This window comes from Methanobacteriaceae archaeon, from assembly GCA_013403005.1.
Classification (GTDB): domain Archaea; phylum Methanobacteriota; class Methanobacteria; order Methanobacteriales; family Methanobacteriaceae; genus Methanobacterium.
Genome location: JACBOA010000019.1, coordinates 1 through 25000, shown reverse-complemented (window position 1 = coordinate 25000; position 25000 = coordinate 1). Strand labels below are relative to the sequence as shown.

The window sequence follows — 25000 nt, the reverse complement described above, 5'->3', positions numbered from 1 at the left end:
GATAAAGAACAATCCATTTGATAAATCGCATGATAGCCACCTTGAACCCTTTTAATCACCTATTTAAATCTTTCGTTTTAGAATTGAATCACAAATTATTTTTATACTAGTAATAGATTTTAAATCGGTGATAAACTATGAAGTTTGGTATTGAATTTGTCCCAAATGAACCTATAGACAAGATTGTAAAGCTTGTCAAACTAGCAGAAGACGTCGGTTTTGAATACGCATGGATCACCGACCACTACAACAACAAGAACGTATACGAAACCCTGGCGTTAATTGCAGCCGGAACCGAGACCATTAAAATGGGTCCTGGTGTAACCAACCCCTACGTGCGAAGCCCAGCCATAACCGCATCCGCAGTAGCTACCCTGGACGAAATCTCCAATGGAAGAGCCACCCTAGGTATCGGTCCTGGTGACAAGGCAACCTTCGATGCATTAGGAATCGAATGGACCAAACCGGTCTCCACCATCAAAGATGCCATTGCCATGATGGAAACTCTCCTCGCAGGTGGAAAAACTGAAAGCGGAGCTAGTTTAATGGGTGTTAAAGCAGTCCAGGAAAAAATCCCTATTTACATGGGTGCACAGGGACCAATGATGTTAAAAACCGCTGGAGAAGTATCTGACGGTGCATTAATTAACGCATCCAACCCTAAAGACTTTGAAGCAGCCGTGCCACTCATAAAAGAAGGAGCTGCAGCTGCAGGTAAAGACATGGCTGATGTGGATGTTGCAGCCTACACTTGCTGTTCCATAGATGACGACGCTGCCAAAGCTGTGGGAGCTGCCAAAATTGTGGTTGCTTTCATTGCTGCTGGATCACCACCACCAGTGTTCGAAAGACACGGCCTAGCCCCTGATACCGGTGCCAAATTCGGAGAATTCTTAGGTAAAGGAGACTTCGGAGGAGCAATTGGAGCTGTTGACGACGCATTAATGGAAGCATTCTCTGTAGTAGGAACACCAGCCGACTTCGTGCCAAAAATCGAAGCTCTTGCTGAAATGGGTGTGACCCAGTATGTAGCTGGTTCCCCAATCGGTCCAGACAAAGAAAAATCCATCAAACTATTAGGAGAAGTTATAGACAGTTTCTAAAATAACACTTCTCTTCTTTTTTATTTTTCTTTAAAAACGAAATTAAAAGCTAATAAATATAAAAGCTAATTTTACAACAATTAAAACAATCTATTATTAAACACTTAACCTTGATCCTATTCCTATAGCTTTATATAGCTTAATATAACCCAAATACTGTTTTAAAATCTTATTTAGTAGATTTCATAGGGTTATTATTTCATAGAGTTAAAAATTATTTTTCCATATACATCTATAATTATCTCAATAAATCCTATTACTGATCTCGTGCCTTTTCAACAGCTTAACCAGTCTCTGGTAAAGTTCCCCCTGGTATTTCCTTGAAGGAGCAAAAGAATTCCCAAAAATAGCCCTAGTTTTAGGCAAAAGCTCAGGAAAATGTTCTTGGAGAACTTTATAGTATCGGGTTTTACAATCATGTGGCTTATCACCAAATAAGGTTAGACCACTAGCCATGACAAAATCAGCACCATGCTCCTTGGCATCCTGAATTATCTGGTCCAGATGTTCTTCGCCATCAGATAAAAAGGGTAAAAGTGGCATGAAAATTGCCCCCACTAGAAAACCTGCTTCTTTACATTTCTTCATGGTTTCCAGTCTTTCAATGGGTGAGGGAGCTGCAGGTTCAAATATTCTGGCCAGCCTTTCATCAGTGGTGGAGAAAGAAAATGAAAGCACCACTCCAGTGTCCATTTTATCCAAGAGTTCGGGAGGTATAACTGCCTTTTCACCAATCTTCTTTAAAACATCCAGATCCCTTAATATCAGAGGGGAGCGGGTGAGCAGGTTGACTGGGAAATGAAACCTTAAAATAATCAATAAAAGTTCCCTGGTGAGTTTTAAATCTTTTTCCAAGGGAAGATAGGGATCTGTGGCTGAGCCAAAAGCTATAAAACCATATTCCCTTTTCCTAGCCCTGTTTTTAAGCTGTCTAACCAGTATTTCCGGTGCATTAATCTTTACAGCCAGCCCAGGTGCCTGGTGTTCACCATACTTACTTCCTCTAGTGTAACAGTAAACACAGTTAAAGGAGCATCCTGAGTAAGGATTTAAAGAGTAACTTGACAAAAACCAGTCATCAGCATATTTCTGTTTGTTGAGTACCGATTTAACCTTAATCTTCCTAACCACACCCTCACCCTTGGAATATTTTAAATCTTTCAAAAAAACCCCAATCCTGCCCAATCCTGAAATTCCTTGACCCTGGACTTTTAAAAAACATCCCCCATCCAAAAAAACATAACCACCTGCTGATTATTCCAGATACCTTAAAGGCTTAAAGGCTTAAAAGATAAAATGGGATGTTATTAGAAAAATGTCATGGAAAAGATAAATATTTGTGAGTTATTTTCCAGCATACCTTATTATCTTTTTTCCCTTTGTCTTTATAAACCCAATTCTAGATAGATCTTTTATAATAAGTTCTATAAACTCCGGATCTACACTGAATTCAACATCAATATCTTCAAAACAGAAAAAACCACCATTGATCTTTTCAGTTATTTCCTGCATAAATTTCGCGTATTTAACTTTCTTATTCTTTTCCAGAACTGACAGAATTTGGTCTGCAATAATAGAAACCATCTTAACCTCTTCAAAAACGTCTTCATTGACCATGTCAAAGTCATTAAGGGTTTCCATGAAATCCTCCATTTGAAGTATAAATTCAATTCCCACAGTCAAAAAGTATTTTATATAGATATTTGACTCCATTCTGATTCTGAAATCAGATGCATCAAACAAATCGGGTAGTTGACCTATATCAAGGTATACACCATCCATGAAACAAGAATAAGGATCCTCTGATTTCATGTGGAAATAAACACTTTCAATTATAGGTCTGAGCAGGTACTGTTTTAAACCTCTGATTTCTATGATTTTATTAAAATATTTGGCACCAGGAGGCAGAGAATCATTATCATTTTCAGAAGCATTCTCATCTTCCCTCTTAGACTTTTCCTCCTTGGAAGAATCATCAGGGTGAAGTTCATCTGGTTTGCCTGAAACTGGTGAATCTAATTCTTCCTCATCCTCCTCAAGTTCTGATTCCTCCAGTGGCAATTGAATCATATTTTCAAAGAGTTCATTGGCTTCTTTACTCAGTTTTTTATACTCTTCAAACTTGAGGGAAATATTTCTATCCTCAAAATCCATTTCTGATACAATTTCTAATAGTTTTTTCTCAACATCAGATGAAGCCTTCTCTTCCAGTTCCCTGAATCTTCCAGTTTCATAAAGCCTTTTTAAAACAGTTAACGCCATGCACAAATATTCCACAAGATTTTCATCATCTTCATCATCAAGATCTTCTTCAAACATTCTTAGAGCATCATCTAACTGATGCAAAGCCTTTTCATAGGAACAATGTAAAAAAAATTTCCTTGAAACTTCTTGATGAGTTCTTTTATCAATCCGAGCCTTTCCCAAATGGGAAAGTTCCCTTACAGCCTCTGCAGCTTCTTCCATTGAATCAAATTCGATTTCTATCATAGTAACACCAATTTCATTTCCCTAATATACTATATATTAGTTATCTAACGCCTTCTGGACTAATATCCCAATATAAATCCTAATTCAAAACCGATGCAATAACAACCATCTCAATTGATTTATATTCCAGTTAAACCATAAAATTGATTTATTTTTTCCCTAATTAAATAAGATTAAATAAACCAATAATTATGTTTAAAAAACCATTTGTAAAGTCTTTTTCTTTTTTATTTTTCTTTATTAACATCTGGAGAGATCCTGCTAGAATAATATATAAATGGAATTCTATAACTTTTATGCAATGAACACTAAGCAACCCCTGGATAACCTTCTTCCGGAAATCCGTAGAAAAGCCCTTAAAAAGGTAGATAAAAAACTTCCAAGTCAGTTGGCTGCCAGCTGGTCTGGAGATGACCTCCTGTACTCAGGACCCGGTCGCACGATTTTCATTGTACTTCCCACACCAGGATGTGCCTGGGCACTGGCAGGTTCTGGAGGGTGCAGCATGTGCAGTTACATAGCTGATTCTCCACTTCAGGAAGTTACAGCTGCACAACTTGTGGAAATTTTTAAAACCCAGCTAGAAAGACAAATCCAAAAACAGACTATTGATGGACCCACTGCCATCAAGATCTTTGTTTCCGGTAGCTTTCTTAACCGTGAAGAAATCCCTGAAGAAGCTCAGAAGGATATTTTCAGAATTATTAATGAATATGATGATATTGAGGAAGTTGTAGTTGAATCCAGACCAGAATACATCAATGAAGAAGTTTTGAACAGCTGCTGCACCATGATTCCAGGTAAAATATTTGAAGTAGCCATAGGACTGGAAAGTGCTGATGATAACATACGCCTGACGAGAATTAACAAGGGTTTCACCCGTGAAGACTTCAAAAAAGCAGTGAATGTCATAAATAAGTTAAAAACTGATTTTGATGTGCGAACGAAGGTTTATTTACTGGTTAAACCAGTTTTAACCTCTGAAAGTGAGGCGATTGCAGATGCTGTGAAATCAGCCCAGTATGCTGAGAAAGTTGGAGTAAACAGGGTGTCTTTCTGCCCATCCACCATCCACAAGGGAACGTTGATGGAAATTTTATGGAAGCGTGGATCTTACCAGCCCCCCTGGATCTGGAGTACCCTGGAAACCATACGACAGGTGCGAAGTTCGGTTAAAATTCCGGTGATAATGGATACTGCGGGTTTTGGAACACGCCGAGGACCTTACAATTGTAAAAAATGCAATTCAAAATTAAAAGACATTATTATTAAATCCAATATCAATCAGACAATCCCCGAAGAATTTGAGTGTGAATGCAAAGATAAATGGTTGGCTGATGTTCAATATTCAGATGTGACCCGGTCAACAACTAATCTCTCCAAAAACATCCGATGATTTATAATTGGATGATTGATAATAGAAATCCTTACTAATTGAGATTTTATTGTTTCATATAATCCCCTATAAACTGATTGATCCAATTATAAAAAAATGCAGGGAAATTAGATTAATTTATCAAGTAAATCATTTAAAAGCTTAAGATATGATTAATCCTTGAAATTTACTTATAATTCTATTTTCCTAAAAAGGAAATCTTAAATTCAGTGCTATTAGACCTATCAATATTTAAATCGCCATGAATCTGTTTAGCTAGGTTTTCTACCAGTTGAAGTCCTAATGAATTATTATTTTTAAAATTTTAAAAATCAAAATCTTCAACCAAACCCAAACCATCAACAGCCACTTTAAATCATTGGCAAGTACTGTTTTGAATTTAAATCCAATCCTATTCCACTAGCGAACCGAAAATCTTGTAAATTGCTAATATGATAAAAAAATTTAGAAAAATATTAATATGAAAAAATAACAATCAATATTATTATTAATATTGGGTAAGTTTATAGACTTTTTTACTCTAAAAGAGGGGAAATATTGGCTAGAATTCTATTAAACTATATCAATGGCGCAGCTAGTGATCTAAAATTATATCTCCAATCCGTGGGTCACCAGGTGATTAACTCCAAAACCCTATACCAATATAATGAATCAAACAGGATAGAAGAAGAATTAAAAGCTGACTTTTTTTTAAAATTCGTTGAACCTGAAAGCTATTCCGGTTTTAGTTTGAATGAGATAAAAAATGAAATATTTAGCTCAGAGATTCCAATAATTCCTGTGATTAAAGTAACTGAAGATTCAGATTATTCCATCATCAGAGATATCTCAGCATCTGCACCCTATGGTTATTTACTGAAAAATAATAAAACCCCTTGGGATATTGATGAATTAAAGTTGACCCTTGATGTAGCAATCCATAAGAAAAATTCTGAAAAAAGTAAACACTCCTCAAGTTATAAGACAAAAGAAGCTCTTGAAGAAAGTGAAGAAAAATTCCGAACTCTCATTCATCAATCATTAGATGGTATTGTATTGTTAGATGAAGAAGGACGGGTGATAGAATGGAACAAAGCCCATGAAATGATTACAGGAATTAAAAAAACCGATGCACTTGGCAGAGAATTCTGGGAGATAAAACAGGAATTAACACCACCAGACCTTAAGACTCCTCAGCATTTAGAAAATATAAAAAAACAACAGTTAAGGGCCTTGAAAACAGGTGAAGCATCATTTCTGGGTAAAATCCATGAAACAACTATTTTAAGACCTGATGGAAAAGTTTATTACATTGAACAACTTGCATTCCCCATTAAAACCTATAAGGGGTACAGAATTGGTTATGTTACCCGTAACATTACTTCCAGGAAACAGATTGAAGCAGCACTGGAAAAGAATATAATTGCACTTAGCAGGCAGCTGGATAAGGATAAAATTAGTTTCCATAATCTTTTCAACTTGGAAGACATTCAAAAGATACAGGATCTTTTCTCAGAAGCCACAGGAGTTGCATCAATCATCACCCACCCTGATGGAAGGCCCATAACCAAACCCAGTAATTTCTGCCGTTTATGTAAAGATATCATTCGCAAAACAGATGCGGGGCTTGAGAATTGCTATAAATCCGATGCAATGATAGGTAGAAGTCATCCGGAAGGTCCCATAGTCATGCCCTGCCTTAGCGGGGGATTGTGGGATGCTGGTGCCAGTATCACAGTGGGTGGGGTACACATAGCCAACTGGTTAATTGGCCAGGTTCGAAACGAAACACAAAATGAAGACCAGATGAGGGTTAAAGCCCGGGAACTTGGTGTCGATGAAGACGAGTATATCGAAGCGTTTAAAGAAGTTCCAGTCATGTCTGAAGAACAATTAAGAAAGATTGCCAATGTTCTTTTTACATTCGCCAACCAGTTATCTGATGTGGCATATCAAAATGCCCAGCAGGCAAGTTTCATTAAAGAAAGAGAAGATGCTGAAAAAGATCTTGAAAAATCTCTTCATGAAACACAAATTATGAACCAGGTGGTAATGCAACTGGTGGGTAGAGTAAACACTCCCCAAATATATTCCATTACTGGAGAAGCTGTGAAAGAACTTTTACCCAATTCTTATATCATTATAAGTGTAGAAGATTCTGAAGAAAAAACCATCAGAATAATGGAATGTTTCGGTATGGATAAATTCTTGAATAAGCTGAAAAACATCCTTGGAATAGATCTTTATAATATCCGATTCCCGGTGAAGGAGATGGATAATGAAGACCTCGTTAAAAACCGGAGCATTGTATTAACTGAAGTAGAAGATACTGTTTATGATTTCGTCTTCAAGAAAATCCCCAAACCTGTTTTTAATACACTAAAAAAATTAATGAAGATTGACAAAATATATACAGTGGGTTTTTCATCAAATGGTCAAAATTTCGGAGCTTTGACTATAATACTTCCTAAAGGACAATCCTTAGAACATGAACAAACTATTGAAACCCTGGTTTATCAGGCATCAATAGCTTTGCAACGCTATGAAGCTGAGAAAACTATAAAAGAATCATTAGCTGAAAAGAAAGTTCTTTTAAGGGAGATTCATCATCGGGTGAAAAATAATATGCAAATTATCTCCAGTCTCCTCAATCTGCAAATTCAGTATGTAAATGAAGTGGAAACATTAACTGTTTTAAAGGAAAGTCAGGGGCGAGTCAGATCCATGGCTATGATACATGAAAACCTCTATCAATCCCCCAGTTTAACCAGGATTGATTTTAAAAATTACATAAAAAAACTCACCTCAAATATATTTTATACTTATGGAGTCCAAAATCAGGACATTGAACTGATTTTAGATGTTGAAGATGTGGAGATGAACATTGAAACTGCCGTACCCTGTGGTTTGATAATTAATGAACTGGTTACCAACAGCTTAAAATATGCATTTCCCCCATCAAAATGGAATGCCAAAGGAGCTGTTACTATTAAACTTAGCCAGGAAAAAGATGATGATCTGGAACTTGGAATATCTGATAATGGTATTGGAATCCCATCCCATATTGATCCTCGAAATTCACCAACCCTGGGCCTGATGCTGGTTAATAACCTGGTAAAACAGATGGAAGGTTCCCTAGAGCTAAATAGAACCCATGGAACAGAATTCACCATAAAATTCAGGGAATTAGACTATAAAGACAGAATATAAAAAATAATGATAATGCGATTATTATTCAATTAGAAATGGAGAATGAGGAATAAAAAAGGAAAAAATAGTGGTAAAGAGAAATTATGGCTTTTTTTAGTGTTAAAGTGGTTATAAATCCCCCATCAAATATATTAAACAATTTTGACCTTTAAAAATTTTAAGTAACATTTTAATGGTGAGATTTAGGTATCAAACTAATTTTATAGCCATATGCCATCTAATAGCGTTATGTTACCACTATTTAACTTAGTTTTATATTCAGAGAGTTAGATTTTATGGTGTGCTGGGATCCACTGGAGTCTGTAAAGGTAACTGAAAATCCACCTATGTAGAATGGATTGGAAACTGTGGCATTAGGTCCAAAGTCTGCTTGAACTTCTTTATCAGTGGGTATGTAAACGTTCCAGGTGAAAGTTTTACTCTGACCGGCATTTAGAGTGCCTAAGTTTTTATCATTGTCTTGAGTGTGCACCAAAACATTTTTAATATTCACAGATCCCTGGTTGGAAACCGTGCCATTGATAACCACGTTACTCCCCTTTTTAGCTGTGGAAGGACCAGTCATTGTTGCTTTAACTTTTAAAGCTGCTACAGTAGATGTGCTGGGTGTATTGGAATTGTTAATGGGGGTGGTCTGGTTGATTTCTTTTGGGTTTAAAATTCCCGCAGCAAAAACTAAAGCAACAGCCACTACTACTAAAAGACCTACAATCGCTATTATTCCGGTTTTACTTTTCATAATCCACATCCATTTAGTTTTAATTCAACCAGGGGGATGAAAACATTAAAAAATGGTTCTTAGACCCCCTGTTGAACTTGTAATAATATAGTTTTATGCTATTTCACTAAATAAAAAATTATTCTGTGAAGGAAGGTGGGAGATAATCGTAAAAAAAGAAGCCTTATTATAGTTTTTAGTCTTAAAAAAGAATTTAAAAGGCCATGACTGGAAATAGGATCTGATAATTTTTGATGTGTCAATTGTCACAAAAATTTTTTATTTTTTATTTTTATGAAAGCTTAAAGAATTATTGGAGTTTGAAAAGACACGTGAATTAATTTTAAAATATTATCCGTATATAAAAATAGGAACCCACTTTGAGATAAATTATTAAATCAGGGTGTTTTATCATCAGTTTAGTTAAAAATAAACCATGCTTTTGTAATATAATAACTGTCAAAATTTTAGAAAAAAACTGCGGGTTTAGTAAGAAGGATAGGGGATTGATTAAGAAGCAAAGAGATATATTTTTCAATTTTTAAAAAAACCTTAATTTTTTTCACACCATTCCTGGAGGGCTTCGATACATGCCCGTTTAATGGCGCCTTTTTCATAATTGAATTTCTTATATGATTTTTCTCTAAATTCATCCATTAATTCCATGGGTATTCTAACATTGAGTGTTTTTTGATTGGGCATAACTTATCACTACTATAAATACTGCTACAAAACTATTTAACTTTTTTGATTGCAATATAGCAACAAATATAGGTATAAACTTATATATTATAATAATTAAACATGATAGTTAGATGAGAATATTCTCAGCTGGAATAAACTTCAATGACCAATCGAAAAGGATGAACCATGAAAAATCAAAAAAGAAGACGAAATTTTTGTTTAGGACTATTAATCCCATTTATTTTCAGATGAGTTGGAGTAAAAAATATGAAACCCCCCTGAATATTTAAAATTAGAAAAATACTGAAATAAAAATGTTTCAAACTTTTTAAAAATGATTATTAGGTTATTGGGAGGTAAAATAATGGAATTAAAATTTGCTACATGTTTAAACTGCATTGATGGCAGAGTTCAAATACCAGTGATAAACTGGATCACCCAGAATTATGAAATTGATTACGTTGACATGGTAACCGAAGCTGGAATGGATGGTTTACTAGCAGATAACAGTTTTAATCCAGTTCATGTTCTTCGAAAATTGGCTATTTCCATTGGAAACCATAATTCCAACACCATATTCATTGTGGGACACTATGATTGTGCAGCCAACCAGGTTAGTGAGGATGTGCATAAATTACATATCAAAAAAGCAGTGCAGAGAATAAAAAACTATACCCTCTCTTGTAAAATAGTGGGGCTGTGGATTTCTGAAAATTTTGAAGTTGAGAAAGTTTGCCAAACAGAAGGAGTAAGTCCAGATGATTCCCCAGTGCATGAGTACTCAACACCCGGATAATGTGAACAGCCCCTTTTTTCATCATCCAGTGAAATAGGTGGTGAAGAAGAAATAACCGAGGCCTTCTATGTTTTCTCCCATTTGGGCTGTGATGAGCAGATGTGGGATTGTGAGGGGAAAGAAGTAGATAATTATGTGGTTAAAAAATTATTAAGCAGATACGAAGAATTTTTCCGTGAAAAAAGGTTAGGTGAAAATTTATTCCTAACACTTAGGGTGCCTAACCCCACCGTAGAAAAAGCAGAAGCAAAGATATTGTTAGAAACCCTGGAAAGCATTCCCAGATCCTTTGATGCAGCCAAATTATTTTATGGAGAAGATTTAGCTCCTGTTTTTGAAGTAATTCTACCCATGACCGGATCTTACAGATGTATTGATCGCATATACCGATATTATTCTGATTTCGTGATCGGGAAGCAGAATAAATCATTCAAAACCGGAGATATCACCATTGCTGACTGGATAGGTGATTTTAAACCTGATGAAATAAATGTGATCCCCCTTTTTGAAGACATGAATGGCATGTTAAATTCCCACCAAATGACCCGGAAGTATTTGAAGGATAAGAGTGTGGAATACCAGCGAATTTTCCTGGCCAGATCAGATCCTGCCATGAACTACGGTATGATAAGTGCGGTTTTAATGAATAAATTAGCCCTATATAACTTCCATTTATAGTCAGAAGAAATAGATGTGGACATCTATCCAATAATTGGTGTGGGTTCCGCGCCTTTCAGGGGAAATCTGAAACCAGGGAATGTTGATCAAGTGGCTTCAGAATATCCCAGTGCACACACCTTTACCATACAATCTTCCTTCAAATATGATCATCCCACCTCTGAAGTGATTAAAGCTGTTGAAAAATTAAAGGCAATGAAACCTTCTAAACCTCATGAAGTGGATGAAAAAAGATTTATGGAAATTATAAACAAATACAGCTCGGAATATGAGAAACAAATATTATCTTTAGCACCCACCATAAATAAAATAGCAAGACATACGCCCCCCAGAAGGAAAAGAAAGCTTCATATCGGTTTATTTGGATATTCCAGAGAAATGGGTGGGGTTTCATTACCACGAGCTATTTCCTTTACCTGTGCCTTATATTCCATAGGGTTACCCCCAGAAATCCTGGGTTTAAATGCTCTGGATGAGGATGATCTTTCCTTCCTTGATAAACATTACCTTAACTTCCAAAACGACTTAAAAGATGCTTTAAGATATTTAAATGATGATTCTCCCTTTTTACCAGAATCTGTGAAAACCAGGTTGGATTTTATAGATTATGAGGTTCATGAAGAGCACCGGAAAATAACCAGTAGCTTAATTGATCTTCTAAGGAAAGATAAAATGGAATCTGCTCCGGATTTTATTTTGCAGGCTGCAAATTTGAGGAAATTTTTAGGTTAAGTACGGGAATATGTCTAATGTTAACAAGAATCTGATTCAAATTGGATTGATGGATTGATTATATGAGCTTTAGAATGATGCCCCATCGAAAATCAAAGATGGAAAATGATTTATCTAAAAACTTGATATCCTCTTTAGCTTTTAATCTCGCAAATAAAGGCTACATTATCAAAACAAAACATTTAAACAATTCAACTAAGAATTCATTTAATTACAATGGTTATGTGCCAGCCTTGTTTGCTATTAAAAATGGAAGAAAAGTAATTGTTGAAATTGAAAGTTGTAAAAATATAAAATTGCGAAAAAATGAAGTTAAGTTACGTAGATTTGGATTTTCAGAGGATGTGGACTTTTTTATCTTTGCTCCAGAGAAATGTGTGGATATTTGGAGATATCAAGTTAAAACACTGGACATATCTGCGGAAATTTTCTCTTTAAATGATTTCAACATTTTATCTTCAGATTCAAGTAATTACTTCTTTAAAAAAATTATACAGTGAATAAAGACTATACTCAATTAAAATTACTGATAGAAATAACCTATTCCTCATGAATAAAAATCATAATTAATACTATTTTTTTGAAAATCATGGAAAATGAGAATATACGAACAATGAATAGAACTTTAAAATCATAAAGGATATAATAATTAGTATTTGTAAATATTTTGAGATTCACTTTACCAATTAAAAGTTCATAAAAGGGTTGGAAACAAAAATAAAAGAAAATAATTTTATAAGAGGAAGATTTTATTGATAGGAATAAGCGCTGATTTTGACCCGGTTCATCTGGGACACGTGGATCTCATCAAGAAGGCCCGGGAACTGGGAGATGAAACCGGTAAGGAAGTGGTGATCTACCTTAACAAGGGTTACAGTGCCAACCACGCCCCATTTTTCACCAGTTTCGAGGCCAGGAGTAAGATGGCCCTGGAAGCTGGGGCTGATCGTATCGTGCCCATTGAAGGATTGCATCACCGGTTGACCATGGCCTACACTGTTCCTATAAGGATTGCCATGATGATCCAAGACGGGGTGACTGATTATGTGGACGCTGCAGAGGTTAATCCCCAAAAAATCAAAAGATATGCTTCTGGTTTTATCAAGAAGGGAATTTTCAGCGGTATTCCTCGCAGCCTCCCTAACCGGAATGTGATCCGGTGGTATGCGGTGAATGAATTCCTTTACAGTCGTTTTGGTAAAAAGATGAAATTTCATTTCATACCCGAAGGGAAAGTGAATGGAGAGAAGATTTCCGGACGTCAGATCCGCAGGGAGATAGTGGAAAACAATCTCCAGATAACAGCAAACGTGGCGAAAGTTCTGCCGGATTTTACAGTTAACATACTGGAAGAGGAAATTGAAAAGGGGAACATTCCAGGTGAGCGGAATCTTGAAGTTCTTCTGAAACGTTTGAATACCAGTTCCCGGCATAAACTTCTGAACATTGCCTATTTAAATGCAGAGGCAGTGGAGCATATTATTCAGGGGCGATGGTACCAGGCAGAGAACCAGGTCTGGGCATCCCTGCGCCAGGCAGGTTATGGTCCTGTGTTGAGCAGGCTGGCTTTAAGCTCGGTGGAGGAAAATGTGACTCGTAGAGAAGTCTATGAACTGATTAGGGACTATGAAAGGGAGAAAGTTATACCTCCAGATCAGACTACAGAACAGGTGATTGAAAGGGCCTGGTACGTGGCTTCCATGGTTGAAAAAGGCCTGAGCAGTTCAGAGGCCCATGAAAAGTTTCGTGATGGGGCAAGAACTCGTGATAAGCCCTTATATTCCTTTGATGCTGGCCTGCATCTTCGAAGTTTTGAACTGGCCAGTTTGAAAGAGGGGATGGATGCTTATCTTTATGTGGATAAAAGAGGGGATCTCTCCTGTGAGTTAAAACCACCCGGGCGTAAGGTGAAAAGTTCCCTTAAATTACCTGGTAAAATGGCCACCTATCTGAGATTACTGGTTGATTCCCAGATTATACCCCTTCAAGGAATCCTGGTAGAGAAGAAGAGAGGTTGGAGAATCAGGTTAGAGGTAGGTTGAAGAATTAGGTGATGCTCTGAAAGGGTAATAGGAAACAGTTGTGAAGAGATGTTCTGATAATGGGAAAATTTTAAGAAGCAGATTTATAAGTGATTCATTCTTCCGGGATGTGTTCGTGATGTTCCTGGTGGTGTTCCACCACAGGACAGGTCCAATCTGGACAGAAGGTCATTACCAGTTTTCCACTGTCCGTGACTATGTAAAACCTCCAGCAGTTGTTTTCATAGGCTTTAAAGGAACAATCAAGGACTTTTCGACCTTTAAGCTTTTTCATCTGTTCTTCACATTCTTTGGCATGCTGCTCATCTGGCATAGTACCAAATCCACTAATCAAAGTTTTTTAGGAACTAATGCAAATTTATTGGTTTAAATGCAATATTTATTGATTTAATATTTTCATAATTCTTCATGAGGCATTAGGGTACAGGTTATATTTATTCACACTATCCTATTTATTTATTACCGTGAACTAATTCAAGGCGTGAAATCAGTTTCTATCAACTCTGATGAAGACATCCCTATAATCTGAGGGTTTTTTAGAGATTTCTCCGGTTTTGTGGGTGAGTGATTGGAAAAATTCACAAGTGGCCCGGGTCATGATTGGATCTTCATATTCTCTAAGGAACTTGAGGACTTCTCCCATTTCCTGTTGGCGTCTTTGGGCATGGTATGCGCTGCTTTTTATTCTTGAAGTGGCGGAGTCCTGGAATTGGGGTCCTTCAGTCTTATTTAAATATTTTAGAAGGGTTTCATCAACCCCCATTTGATATGCTGCATACAGGGCCTCGAATAGCAGGGCGGAAACACCCTTGGTGTAGACGCTGCGTAGCATTTTCAATCCAGATGCCTGACCGGTTTCGGTGCCAATTACTTCAATGTTCATTCCATACTGGTTTAGCTGGGCAAAAGTTTCAGCATGCTTTCCAGAGGCGATTATGGATGTTTTTGGACCGTTTTTTATTCCACCCATAATGGCTGCATCAACTACCCTGCCGGTTTCAAGGTGGCTGAAGACTTCTTTAACCGTTCCAGGGGAGATATTATTTAAATCCACATATACCCCTTTAACATGCCCTCCCACTTTTCTAGCCACGTTTACTGCTTCTGCAGGCACCACTGCAGATAATAGAATGTCGGATGACTCTGCCAGTTCAGTGAAAGTTTCACATAACCTGACACCTCTTGACTTCGCCCGATCAACTGATCTTTGACTTCTCCCCTCCAGACAGGTTAGAACTTCCACTCCATTCAACATTAAACCCTCAGATAAGGTTGAAGCAACCTCTCCGAATCCAAGGAAACCTACTTTCAATGTATTTTTCTGCAGCATTTTATCGACTTATCCCTTGGAAAAACTTCTTTCCAGTTCATTAAGATACACCCTACTACAAGTCATGTTTTTTCAGCTTATAAACTCTTTAAAATGGTAAAGAAAGTATTAATCAGTCTTTAATATTGATCAACTAAGTAGCCCATATCAAAAACTACAAGTCATTGCTCTTCTATTTGTTCCATCTCGGAATCATTAAACTTACCCAGTTCCTCTCGAATCTTTCATCAGAAATACATAGAATTTTGTATGGATCAACTACAGATAGAACTTTAAGACCACTCCTATTTCCTGGATAAATTTTAATAAACATCCTTTGTCGTACTTTTTTCCTAAAACTAGTTAATGGGTCTACAATTTTTAATTGAATTTAGGAACGGAATTAATAGAATTAGTGCTAATTAATACAATTGACCTGCGTTTTTTCATTTCAGAGCCTATTGTTGGCTCTAGATCAACTATACAAATATCTATCCGATTAATATTCATGGAAATCTTCTAATTCGAGACATTTAGTCATTCCAGTAAGTTCAGGATCTTGATGATAAAATTCAGCCATTTCCTTAGCTTGTTTTTTTAAGTTCTTCCTTCTATCACGGATTCTTTTTTTCCTTTTATCAACTTTTATTTCTTTATAAAGAATATTCAAAGGAACACCAACTTCTAATAACATATCTTTTACATTGTCCGATAAAAATTACTTATTCTTCCTTAAAGAGGCTTATTATTCATTTTTAATAGTTTTAAATACTTCTTTAGTTTTTTGCAATTATTATCTGAAATCTTCTTCAGTAATTATACCGTTATTTTCAATTCAACAAGCATTTATAACCCGTTTAAATCCTTCTTTTTTAAATTTTAAATTCTCTAAACCTTACTTTCTAAAATTTTGTTATAAATCATGTCTCTTATTTCTCTAAATTTTGATTCCGATTTTTTAGAAAAATGAACTTTTGGCGGTTCAGCACCTCTAAAAACTCCAAGACCTAAGTTGAACCCTGTGCGGGGATTGTAACCCAACATACTTACTTTTCCATCTTTAATACCTGCTAAACCTATGCCAAAACCAGTACGGGGATTATAAGTTACAATAGGTCCTTTTTGTTTATTTACCCTATCCATGCCTTTCAGATTAAATTTAATGTAACCTCTACCACGAATACCATGAGCTCTTTGGAAATCTATTGAACTAATATCTTCAATTAACAAGTATTCTTTTCCAGGTAACCTAATCCAATAGTCATATAACTCCAATCTACCTTCAATACCTTTAGCACCAATTAAAAATCCATACTTACTCTGTTTATCTTCAATTGTTTCTCCTTTTATCAGTTTATTCACAGTTTTACTAACAACATTTTTAGTAGAGGATTTATTTGAATCCAGAAATGATTCAAGATACTCCTTAGAACTAAAATATTCCTCACGGTCCCTATAGAATTTAAATTTTCCTCCACATTCACATAATCGAAAATCATCTGAGTTTTCATCCTCGATGAGTTCGTGAAAATAAGCACATTTATTGCAGACAATAAACCTCCCTTCTGATTGAGTACCTTCCTCAGCGTTAGTTGCTTCACTAATGTCAATTGATTCAATAAATCTTAATTTACCACCACAATGACAGCTTTCAAAATCGTTTATTGACTCCCCTTCCTGGAGTTGGTAGTAATTTCCACAACTTTCACATATTAAAAAACCTTCTGTGGTTCTTCCAACTCTTTTAGCTACAAGTTTTTTCTTAATATCCTCATTAGAAACCATAGTACCACCATATAATGATTATAGGTTCATTAGGATAGTTAATGTAACTCATATTTCATTTGTTTCGATTTTAGCTAATTAAGACAAATAGTATTGAAACACCTTTTTTAATTCACTTTTTATTGATAATAATTTCTTTCAGTTCATCTAATTCAGATTGAACTCTATCTAGCTTTTCGTCTATCTCCTGAAATTCTCTTTTTTCTGTAGTTTCAACAAATCTTGAGGCAATAGCTGCCGTTAAAAAACTTACAAACCCAATTCCTGTAATCATCATGAAAAATCCAATTAAACGCCCTTGCAGGGTTGATGGAGTTATATCCCCATAACCTACTGTCGTTATAGTTGTAATTAAATACCACAATGCATCATCAAAACTATCAACTTTATCATTCAAGCCGGATTCAAAAAGGAAAAATAATGTGGCACAAGTAATTAATACAATTATTACAATTAATATCCCATAATCAATTTTTGTTTTATGCAAAACCCTAAGGAAATGTATAATCTCTTTTTTGAAAAGAGCTAAAATCCTTATAATTCTTATTAATCGGAAATATCTAAAAACAGTGCTTATAGGCCCAACTAAAATTTCCGGAATCATTCCTAAAATATCAGTCCAATTATGAATTAGAAATTGTTTTTTATCTGGAGATTTCCATAGACGATAAATAAATTCAGGAATTAAAATTAAAACAACAAATAAATCAAAATAAACAATTAAAGTATAAACTTGAGGACTAACATCCATGAATAGCACTGAAGTTAACAATACAATGTCAGCAAGAATTAAAACTATAATAATCAGCTCAACTATAGAACTTATTTTTTGCTTCATACAAATACTTTCCATTCAAAGTCCTAAAATCTGCTTCTTATTCGGTGATAATTACTTATCTCTAAGCTCTGCAAATTTTTCTAATCTAATATAACTACTAGTTTTTTGTTCATTTTTCTGATGATCCGAATTCCCTGTTTCTTGGATTTTAGTTTTAACAATTTTTTTATTTCCCAAAACTCTAATTCCCATTTTTTTATCAACTCATAAATCTAATTTGGGGTAGTTGTGTACCTTTACTAGAACCTAAAACGATGGGTATAACCTACCGAGGATTATAAAAAACCATCCATCCAAGCTACTTTTCTATCTATGCATTCCTCTATATGAAAATGGATAGTTCCATATCGAAGAATACCGTTTCCAACAGTTTTGAAATCAATTGAGTTTTGGAATTATATCCTGAGGATTTATGCACATTTTTTCCCATCAAGTTTCTTTTTTATCTCCTCATTTGAAACCATCAAACACCATATTAAACAGATCCAGTATAAAGACACGTGCATCTGGAACAAACAGGAAAATAGTTTCTTTTAATTTCAAAAGTCTTTTCGGGTATTCAATGATATATAAACTGCAAAAAATGCTTAAATTAGATTTTTTACGGAATTCATTCAGTTCTGAATGAAAATTATCCATAATACTCACCAGAGCACCTAAGACTACATCATATTAAATATTCAAAGTTTTGAACAACAATATTATTTCATAGTCAAAATTATAAAAATCTTCTAAATTAATTTGTTAACATTTAGCATATTGTCTAAATATTTTTAAAAACTTTGCTTTTCAAATTATTACTTTCGCTTCTAAGAAGATCTATTTTGAATATCAGACTAATCTTCCCTTATTCCAAAATAGTGAACAACTGCATCTATCGGTATTAAATCAAAATTAGTTTTTCACATAATGTATAAATGCTCTAAAGCCTATTTTATTTATTTACAGGAGCCCTACCAACAAGTATAAACCTGCAAGTGCTATTATCAGTCCTGAGATTATGCGGATCCAATCTGAATATTTTATTATGGCCTTGAAATCTATTTTTGACATGGAATAAGCTAGTATTAGTATGGTTAATGAGAATCCCCCTGCAAAAAGTGCCATATTGACGATGCTGTAAGCTATGTCTCCGGTGGATGCACTGTAGGTTGCCACTGCCACCACATAGGGACCGAAACATGGTGACCAGGCCAGGCAGGTTAAAAAACCCATTACAAATGATCCCAGAATTCCCTGGCCAGAATCAGGTGCACTGGAAATACCGGATCCTGAAATGTTGAAGAGGTTCTTATTGGCAATCAAAAGTATTCCCATTATCACCAGGATCAGGGCAGCAGCTATCCGGAAATAGACAAGATAATAATTTACGGCAGCAGTGAAAAGGGCAGTTAAAGTGGTGATAATAGCAAAGAGTAAGAAAAATCCCAGACTGAATGCGATTATCTCCAAATTTGTCCTTTTAAGTATGGAAAACCCTACAACAATAGGAATAAGTGGTAAAACACAAGGAGATAAGATTGAAGCTATTCCTGCAGAAAAGGAAAGAATATAACTCGTATCCATGCCAGCACCTCCCCATAACTACATTCCATGAAAACCTATATAATTAAGCGTCTTTTTTCTCTGAACATCTTATTGAATCTAAATCCTTATTGAATCTAAATCTGATTCAATAGTCTTTCTGCATTCTGGTAGCCCACAATCCTCTTCACTTCATTACCCTCTGAATCCAGTATTATCATTGTGGGAAGACTGTAGGCCTTGTATTTTAAACTCAAATCCGGATTCCCGTCCACATTAACTTTAACTAAAACATAATTCTGGCTTAATTTCTCTTTAACCTGGGGATCTCTGTAGGTTTCTTCATCCATCTCTTTACAATAAGCACACCAGTCTGCATAAAAATCTACAAAAACACTTTTATTGTTTGTCCTGGCTTCTTGCAGGGCCTGATTCAAATCTGAACCCCACTGAAGAGAAATAGTATTATCCCTGGTTTGGTCACTGTTTAAACTGGAAAAAGCCAGTGCCACAGCTAAAAATGAGACTAAAATAATTGCCAAGCCAATGAAATATTTATTCATGTTTTTTTCTTTTTAAGGCAAATTAAATATATTTTTCTTAACACTTTCCTGGAACCATGAAAGAGATTTTTATCAGATTAAACATCTTCATTCCCTTTTTTTGAAGATAAACCTTGATTGGTGTGCTTTATCCAGTTAAATTTCTTCAATCAATTTAATTTCAGGACCACATTTCCCCCTAATTCCACACCAATATCCCGTGCTATTGGCTGGCATTTAGCATTCAACAGGCAAAAAGTAGGTTTATCACCCAGTTCCATCTCTCCAAGTCCTTCATAGTTACCCAGACCCTTAGCTATGACCAGATCCGTTTCCTTTAATTCCTGTTTAAAATCATCAGAAACATCTTGCTGTATAACTCCAATGGAATCTGTGCCTGTGGTGATTAACCGGGCCACTTCATCCAAGCCCACCTCTAATGCTTCCTTCAGGCAAGCATCATTGAGAATCGGCTCTTCTTTTAGTGCCACGGTAACTTCCACACCATACTCCTGGAGTTTTTTAATGAGTAACTTGTCGAATACTATCTCCCCCACGTTATCTGCCAGATAAAGAACCTTTTTTGCCCTTTCAAGTTCTACTTCCAACTGGGGTGTGTGATCTATGGACAGCTCCTTTTCTACCGTAGATGTAACCAGAGCTTCAATGTCGGTTTCCAAGCCCAATGCACCGAAATCAAGCACGTTACCTGCAATAGCTGCTTTAAGATAACTTTTAAGTGATTTATCCTTTTTTAGTATTTTCTCCACTTTAGGGAGAAATTGCATGGCGATCTTATCTGATTTTCCCCGCAGGTCATTATAAGGGTCAGGGTTTCCAGTCTCCCTTTTTATGGTGCGGTGGATTTTGGTTCCAATCTCATTGGTAACCGCTCCTTCCCTGAATTCGTTGCAGATTATTTTAATTATTTTTTCTGTTACCTTCATCTTAAGCTCTTCATCATCTGTTGCCATGTCCAGGGCTTCCCTGGCCTGGCGCAGGTAACATGATGGGCATTCGTAATGAACTCTCACTGTATATCACCTTTAATATTGTATTTACTAAATTATCATCCATTTGAAACTTCTTAAAAGCCCCGGTTGGGAGAGAATGAAAGGCTGAGTATGAAAATGGCTAATATTAGGAAGGTCATGATTTTTCGGTTTCGGCTTATGGGTGTAACATTGTCCAGGGCTCCGGGATGGTTTTTACCCATGAAAAAGATGAAAACCATGATCACTGCCATGAAATACCATCCCAAAATAATGGTGAGGATTATTCCGATTACGGAGATGAATTTATGGATGTTTTGATGGAAAAGGGATCTGGCTATGTGTCCCCCGTCCAGGAAGGCCACTGGCATCAGGTTAAGCATGGTAACCAGCATTCCCACCCACCCTGCAAAAACCAGGGGGTGGCCCACTATTACTGAATCAAAGGTGTAGTTGGGGATTACAATCTGGCTGATTATTTTTATAATCAGGGGGTCAGGAAACATAAAACCCGCACTCTGGGTGGTTAGCAGGGTGGAATAGTATAATCCTATGAAGAGCACAGGTACGGCTACCAGGAAACCGGCTAAGGGTCCGCTGTATCCCAGGTCAAACAGGGCATCTCGGGTGGGAATGGGAGATTTAATGTTGATCAGCGCCCCGAAGGTTCCTATAAATGTTGGTGCCGGTATGAAATAGGGTAGGGTGGCATTTATACCGTGTTTGCGGGCTGCATAATAGTGGGCCAGTTCATGAGCTCCAATAATTAATAATAATGCCGCTGCAAATTCCACTGCCTCCCAGATGTTGCCATTGGAAATATAGAAGTATCCGGCAAATACGGTGCTGCATATGGTTGCCAGTAGAAGAATGATGTTGAGATGGATTCTGGATGGTCCTTTTTCCTGTTTTTTGGCAATGCTTATTTTATAATGATTGCCTTCAGGATTTATAAAAGGTACAAAACCGTATTGGTCAAGTTCTTGTACTAATTCCCTGAAGTTGCTGGGATTGTAATCACCCACCACAAAAAAGGATTCTTCGTTTTCTTCACCATTGACCAATCCCAGTATAGGGAAATAATGGGATATTGATTGTTCAATTAAACTGAAATCATCCACCAGTACACTTCCCTGATTGATTTAACCACCGTAGATAACTTTTATTACTTCAATAATATCCCCATCTTCCACAATCTCTTCTTCCATGACCAGGGACTTATTTTTTTTAACCACAACTGTTTCAACGGGTACTTCCATCATCTGAAGCAAGTTTTTGATGGTTTTCCCTTCTTCAATGTCTAGTTCTTTTTTTTCCTCTCCAATGATAACTTTGACTTGCATAACGCTCCGATCCTCAAATTCAATAGATGTTCTATATTAAATATTCATAAAGGAACACTCTTTTTTTACAGACCAAATCTAAAAGATTTTATTGGCAAGATCTAATTGATTTAGTGGCCAAATCTAATTGATGTTTTGGCCAGATTTAATTGATGAACACTCTCCATATGCCTGGTTCATTAAATGAAAACTTGAACTTATACTTCTATTCAAGTACTTATTTAAAAAAAATTTCATTTTTGAATTTGTTTATCCCCAGCCACTCCAACTGGTAACTGTTAATAGTAATCACTGGCCCCAAGATCTGCGGAAACTGCAAGCTTTGCAGGTTTTAGATGTTGAGGGTTCTCCGCAGAATTGGCAAACTCCCATTGAACTTTTTTTGGAGAATTCTCGTTTGATCGCCGGTTTAATCTTGTCAAAACCCCTTAAAGTGGAGTACATGATGGTGGGGTGTTCCCGGCTTATTTCCTTTAAAAAGGTGCCTATTTTTCTACGGAATGAATCCCCTGCATAGGGACAGCCTGCCAGATGAACCGGCAGATCACGGGCCAGGACATAGAGAGCTGTTTCTTTCTCTGGAATCTCCCTGAGTGGTTTGATTTTTACTGTGAATCCTTCATAATATGATTCTGACTTGACTCCAATGCGGGTTAAGTTTTGAATGTTTCCTTCCAGGTAGTTCATGAGTATGGACTGTGCCTCGTCATCCAGGTTGTGTCCGGTGGCTATCTTGGTGGCGCCTTCTTCCCGGGCCACCCGGTTTAACATCCACCTGCGAAACACGCCACAGTAGGTGCAAGCATTTCGATCATTTGACTCTGCCATTATTTCATCCAGTGTGCGGCCAATTGCATCCTGGAAGGATATTATTCGGTGTTCAATCCCTAAATTTTTAGCATTTTTAACAGCTATACTCACCCCCTCCTCCCGGTAGCCAGAGATCCCTTCATCAATGGTCACTGCCACCAGATCAATGATCCGCCTTTTACGGAGACTGTTAAGTATGTCTAAAACCATTACACTATCCTTACCACCGGATAAAGCCACCAAGACCTTATCTCCCTTTTCAATGAGTTTGTGTTTGCGAATATCTTTCAGGACTTTTTCCTGAGTGGATTTTATGAAACATTTTTGACAGAGCATCTGTCCTGATTGCTTTTTATGGATGATGATCTGGGGGTTGCCACATTTACTGCAAGTATCCATTCACATATACTCCTTTGGTTAAGATAATTTGAATCTGGTTAATGGTTATGTTAACTATAATTAAGGGAGGTAGGGTATTAGAAATAATAAGCGTTGTTATAGATTGGGGAACAGATTCTATTTTTTATGAAGTTGAATCCATGATCTTATTTTAGGATCCTTTGAATCTAGTATTCCATGAACTTATTGAAGATTGGGAAATCCTGAACATAGTTTTTTCCAAGTTTAAGAGCATCTTCGGCTTTTTGAAGTTCCTGACCTAGATAGGCGGCGTGTTCAATCCTGGAAACCAGTTTCCTTTTTATGATCTCATCATATATGGCCTTGGCTGTCTGCCCATAAATAGCCAGGGTAGGCTGCATTTTCAGGTAATGAACCGCCATGATCCTCCCCTTAACTATGCTAATTTTGAAACTACCTGCCCTATCCTGGGTGAATTTATAATTCTCCTTACCTTCTGTTTCTGGAACATCAACTTCTTCCTTTGTTATTTCTCGCCGGCGTTTGTCCTTAAATACCAGCAGGTTAATCCCCAAGTCTTTAGGGATGGATCCTCTCATCTTAGCTAGGAACATCATTTTTGATGAAACAGCCAGTTCTTTAACACTTCCTACTGTTTTACCACTCTCTTCTGGTGTGAAAAGGATGCTGGCTCCCAGCTCCATGGATATCCCTGCAAGTAGAGCATTGACTCCCACTGAATCTACATCCAGTAGTTCGGTGACATTTCCAACACCAAAGAAAACCGGACATTCCTGAGATTTGGTTTCATCCTTAAATCTTCGACAGGCAATTACAGAATCAACCATGCTTTTACTGTTTAATGGATCGAGTATGGGGTCAGCAATAACCTCAATTCCCTTACATTTCTTTTTCAAAGCAATTAAGGAACTTACCCGTTGGGAAACAGTTTCCGGTACCCATCCATTCCTATAATCCGTGGGTAAAATAACTGCAGGAATCTTTTTCTCCTCCAGGTGGGGTAAAGCATCCTCATAATTACCATGGTCCAGACTTAGAACCATATCCACCCCGGCGTCCACTGCAGTATTGATTTCTTCAGTCTGGAGAGTGTCTATGCTCACCGGCACATCCAGTTTCTCTTTTAAAAGTTGCACCATTGGTGGGATCTTAGAGGCCATGTTTTCCCCAGCCACCATTCCAATATCCACCATATCGGCTCCGGATTTAACAAAATACTCAGCACGATTCAGGAGTTCCTCATGGCTTAAGAGGGGTGCGTTGGCAATTTCTGCCAGCACCCTCATGGGGAAGTCCTCACCCACTGGAAGATCACCCACTAGAATGTTTCCCGGTTTTTTCAGGAGTTTTCGGGTGTTCTTTTCATCCTTTTCAAAATCAGCAATGTACTGCAGAGCTCTCTTTCTTTGTTCTTCTTCAATTAACTGGTCTGCAGATTTTTTGGTGGATAAATCCAGTTTATCAACCATTTCCAGTACAATATCCAGATCTGAGGCATCAGTAGATCCCTTATAGGTGGGTATTCCCATTTCCTCGTAAACAGGACTCACATCCTTTCGAATAAGTCCTGGTGTGATTATCATGTCCACTGATTGCAACTCCTGCTCTGGTATTTTCTGCAACTCCCTGATAATTCTCTTCGGAGTTA

General features: G+C 36.7%; 23 protein-coding genes and 2 pseudogenes. 7 read left to right on the top strand and 18 right to left on the bottom strand.

The window, feature by feature from the left end:
- Positions 1-137 precede the first annotated feature (137 nt).
- Positions 138-1103 (top strand): 5,10-methylenetetrahydromethanopterin reductase, encoded by a 966-nt coding sequence (gene mer / locus HVN35_10750; protein NYB53019.1) that lies wholly within the window; start codon positions 138-140, stop codon positions 1101-1103.
- A 243-nt stretch (positions 1104-1346) separates the two neighbouring features.
- Here mer and HVN35_10745 read toward each other — a convergent pair whose 3' ends face one another.
- Positions 1347-2234, bottom strand: coding sequence for a radical SAM protein (locus HVN35_10745; GenBank protein NYB53018.1), 888 nt, complete (start codon positions 2232-2234; stop codon positions 1347-1349).
- A 213-nt stretch (positions 2235-2447) separates the two neighbouring features.
- Positions 2448-3593 carry a hypothetical protein gene (locus HVN35_10740; GenBank protein NYB53017.1) on the bottom strand — a complete coding sequence of 382 codons (1146 nt, stop codon included), beginning with the start codon at positions 3591-3593 and terminating at the stop codon, positions 2448-2450.
- A 301-nt stretch (positions 3594-3894) separates the two neighbouring features.
- Here HVN35_10740 and HVN35_10735 point away from each other — a divergent pair, with 301 nt between their 5' ends.
- Positions 3895-4989 carry an archaeosine biosynthesis radical SAM protein RaSEA gene (locus HVN35_10735; protein ID NYB53016.1) on the top strand — a complete coding sequence of 365 codons (1095 nt, stop codon included), beginning with the start codon at positions 3895-3897 and terminating at the stop codon, positions 4987-4989.
- 537 nt (positions 4990-5526) lie between these two features.
- On the top strand, positions 5527-8178 hold the full coding sequence (locus HVN35_10730; GenBank protein ID NYB53015.1) for a PocR ligand-binding domain-containing protein: 2652 nt from the start codon (positions 5527-5529) through the stop codon (positions 8176-8178).
- A gap of 241 nt (positions 8179-8419) precedes the next feature.
- On the opposite strand, the gene HVN35_10725 is transcribed toward HVN35_10730, so the two are convergent.
- On the bottom strand, positions 8420-8917 hold the full coding sequence (locus HVN35_10725) for a hypothetical protein (protein ID NYB53014.1): 498 nt from the start codon (positions 8915-8917) through the stop codon (positions 8420-8422).
- 531 nt (positions 8918-9448) lie between these two features.
- Positions 9449-9598: a hypothetical protein gene (locus HVN35_10720; protein NYB53013.1), complete on the bottom strand. Its 150-nt coding sequence runs from the start codon at positions 9596-9598 to the stop codon at positions 9449-9451.
- A 346-nt stretch (positions 9599-9944) separates the two neighbouring features.
- On the opposite strand from HVN35_10720, the gene HVN35_10715 reads away from it, so the two are divergent.
- The 4 genes and pseudogenes from HVN35_10715 to HVN35_10700 all read left to right on the top strand — a co-directional run bounded on the left by HVN35_10715 (position 9945) and on the right by HVN35_10700 (position 13828).
- Positions 9945-10376: a hypothetical protein gene (locus HVN35_10715; GenBank protein NYB53012.1), complete on the top strand. Its 432-nt coding sequence runs from the start codon at positions 9945-9947 to the stop codon at positions 10374-10376.
- A pseudogene (locus tag HVN35_10710) lies at positions 10354-11786 on the top strand (phosphoenolpyruvate carboxylase). The gene HVN35_10715 and the pseudogene HVN35_10710 overlap by 23 nt, the downstream one beginning before the upstream one ends.
- Positions 11787-11848: 62 nt before the next feature.
- The gene (locus HVN35_10705) at positions 11849-12286 is read left to right on the top strand and encodes a hypothetical protein (protein NYB53011.1); all 438 of its coding nucleotides are present in this window, start codon (positions 11849-11851) and stop codon (positions 12284-12286) included.
- A 252-nt stretch (positions 12287-12538) separates the two neighbouring features.
- The gene (locus HVN35_10700; protein ID NYB53010.1) at positions 12539-13828 is read left to right on the top strand and encodes an adenylyltransferase/cytidyltransferase family protein; all 1290 of its coding nucleotides are present in this window, start codon (positions 12539-12541) and stop codon (positions 13826-13828) included.
- Positions 13829-13922: 94 nt separating this feature from the next.
- Here HVN35_10700 and HVN35_10695 read toward each other — a convergent pair whose 3' ends face one another.
- The 14 genes and pseudogenes from HVN35_10695 to HVN35_10630 form a co-directional block, all read right to left on the bottom strand.
- The gene (locus HVN35_10695) at positions 13923-14141 is read right to left on the bottom strand and encodes a hypothetical protein (protein ID NYB53009.1); all 219 of its coding nucleotides are present in this window, start codon (positions 14139-14141) and stop codon (positions 13923-13925) included.
- A 174-nt stretch (positions 14142-14315) separates the two neighbouring features.
- Complete coding sequence (locus tag HVN35_10690; protein NYB53008.1) at positions 14316-15158, bottom strand: NAD(P)-dependent oxidoreductase; 843 nt, start codon at positions 15156-15158, stop codon at positions 14316-14318.
- Between the two features lie 360 nt (positions 15159-15518).
- Positions 15519-15647 carry a type II toxin-antitoxin system PemK/MazF family toxin gene (locus HVN35_10685; protein ID NYB53007.1) on the bottom strand — a complete coding sequence of 43 codons (129 nt, stop codon included), beginning with the start codon at positions 15645-15647 and terminating at the stop codon, positions 15519-15521.
- On the bottom strand, positions 15637-15831 hold the full coding sequence (locus tag HVN35_10680; protein ID NYB53006.1) for a hypothetical protein: 195 nt from the start codon (positions 15829-15831) through the stop codon (positions 15637-15639). The genes HVN35_10685 and HVN35_10680 overlap by 11 nt, the downstream gene beginning before the upstream one ends.
- 194 nt (positions 15832-16025) lie before the next feature.
- The gene (locus HVN35_10675; protein ID NYB53005.1) at positions 16026-16922 is read right to left on the bottom strand and encodes a hypothetical protein; all 897 of its coding nucleotides are present in this window, start codon (positions 16920-16922) and stop codon (positions 16026-16028) included.
- A gap of 112 nt (positions 16923-17034) precedes the next feature.
- Positions 17035-17760: a potassium channel family protein gene (locus tag HVN35_10670; protein NYB53004.1), complete on the bottom strand. Its 726-nt coding sequence runs from the start codon at positions 17758-17760 to the stop codon at positions 17035-17037.
- 475 nt (positions 17761-18235) lie between these two features.
- A pseudogene (locus HVN35_10665) lies at positions 18236-18340 on the bottom strand (DUF2085 domain-containing protein).
- Between the two features lie 362 nt (positions 18341-18702).
- Complete coding sequence (locus tag HVN35_10660) at positions 18703-19326, bottom strand: cytochrome c biogenesis protein CcdA (protein ID NYB53003.1); 624 nt, start codon at positions 19324-19326, stop codon at positions 18703-18705.
- Between the two features lie 95 nt (positions 19327-19421).
- Positions 19422-19847 (bottom strand): thioredoxin family protein, encoded by a 426-nt coding sequence (locus HVN35_10655; GenBank protein NYB53002.1) that lies wholly within the window; start codon positions 19845-19847, stop codon positions 19422-19424.
- A gap of 149 nt (positions 19848-19996) precedes the next feature.
- The gene (locus HVN35_10650) at positions 19997-20860 is read right to left on the bottom strand and encodes a DUF89 domain-containing protein (GenBank protein ID NYB53001.1); all 864 of its coding nucleotides are present in this window, start codon (positions 20858-20860) and stop codon (positions 19997-19999) included.
- Positions 20861-20913: 53 nt separating this feature from the next.
- Positions 20914-21939, bottom strand: a complete 1026-nt coding sequence (locus HVN35_10645) for a site-2 protease family protein (protein ID NYB53000.1) — start codon at positions 21937-21939, stop codon at positions 20914-20916.
- Between the two features lie 21 nt (positions 21940-21960).
- Positions 21961-22161, bottom strand: coding sequence for a MoaD/ThiS family protein (locus HVN35_10640; protein NYB52999.1), 201 nt, complete (start codon positions 22159-22161; stop codon positions 21961-21963).
- A 288-nt stretch (positions 22162-22449) separates the two neighbouring features.
- Positions 22450-23370, bottom strand: a complete 921-nt coding sequence (locus HVN35_10635) for a TIGR00269 family protein (GenBank protein NYB52998.1) — start codon at positions 23368-23370, stop codon at positions 22450-22452.
- A gap of 167 nt (positions 23371-23537) precedes the next feature.
- Positions 23538-25000 (bottom strand): dihydropteroate synthase-like protein (locus HVN35_10630; GenBank protein NYB52997.1); only part of this gene is annotated, 1463 nt, incomplete at its 5' end.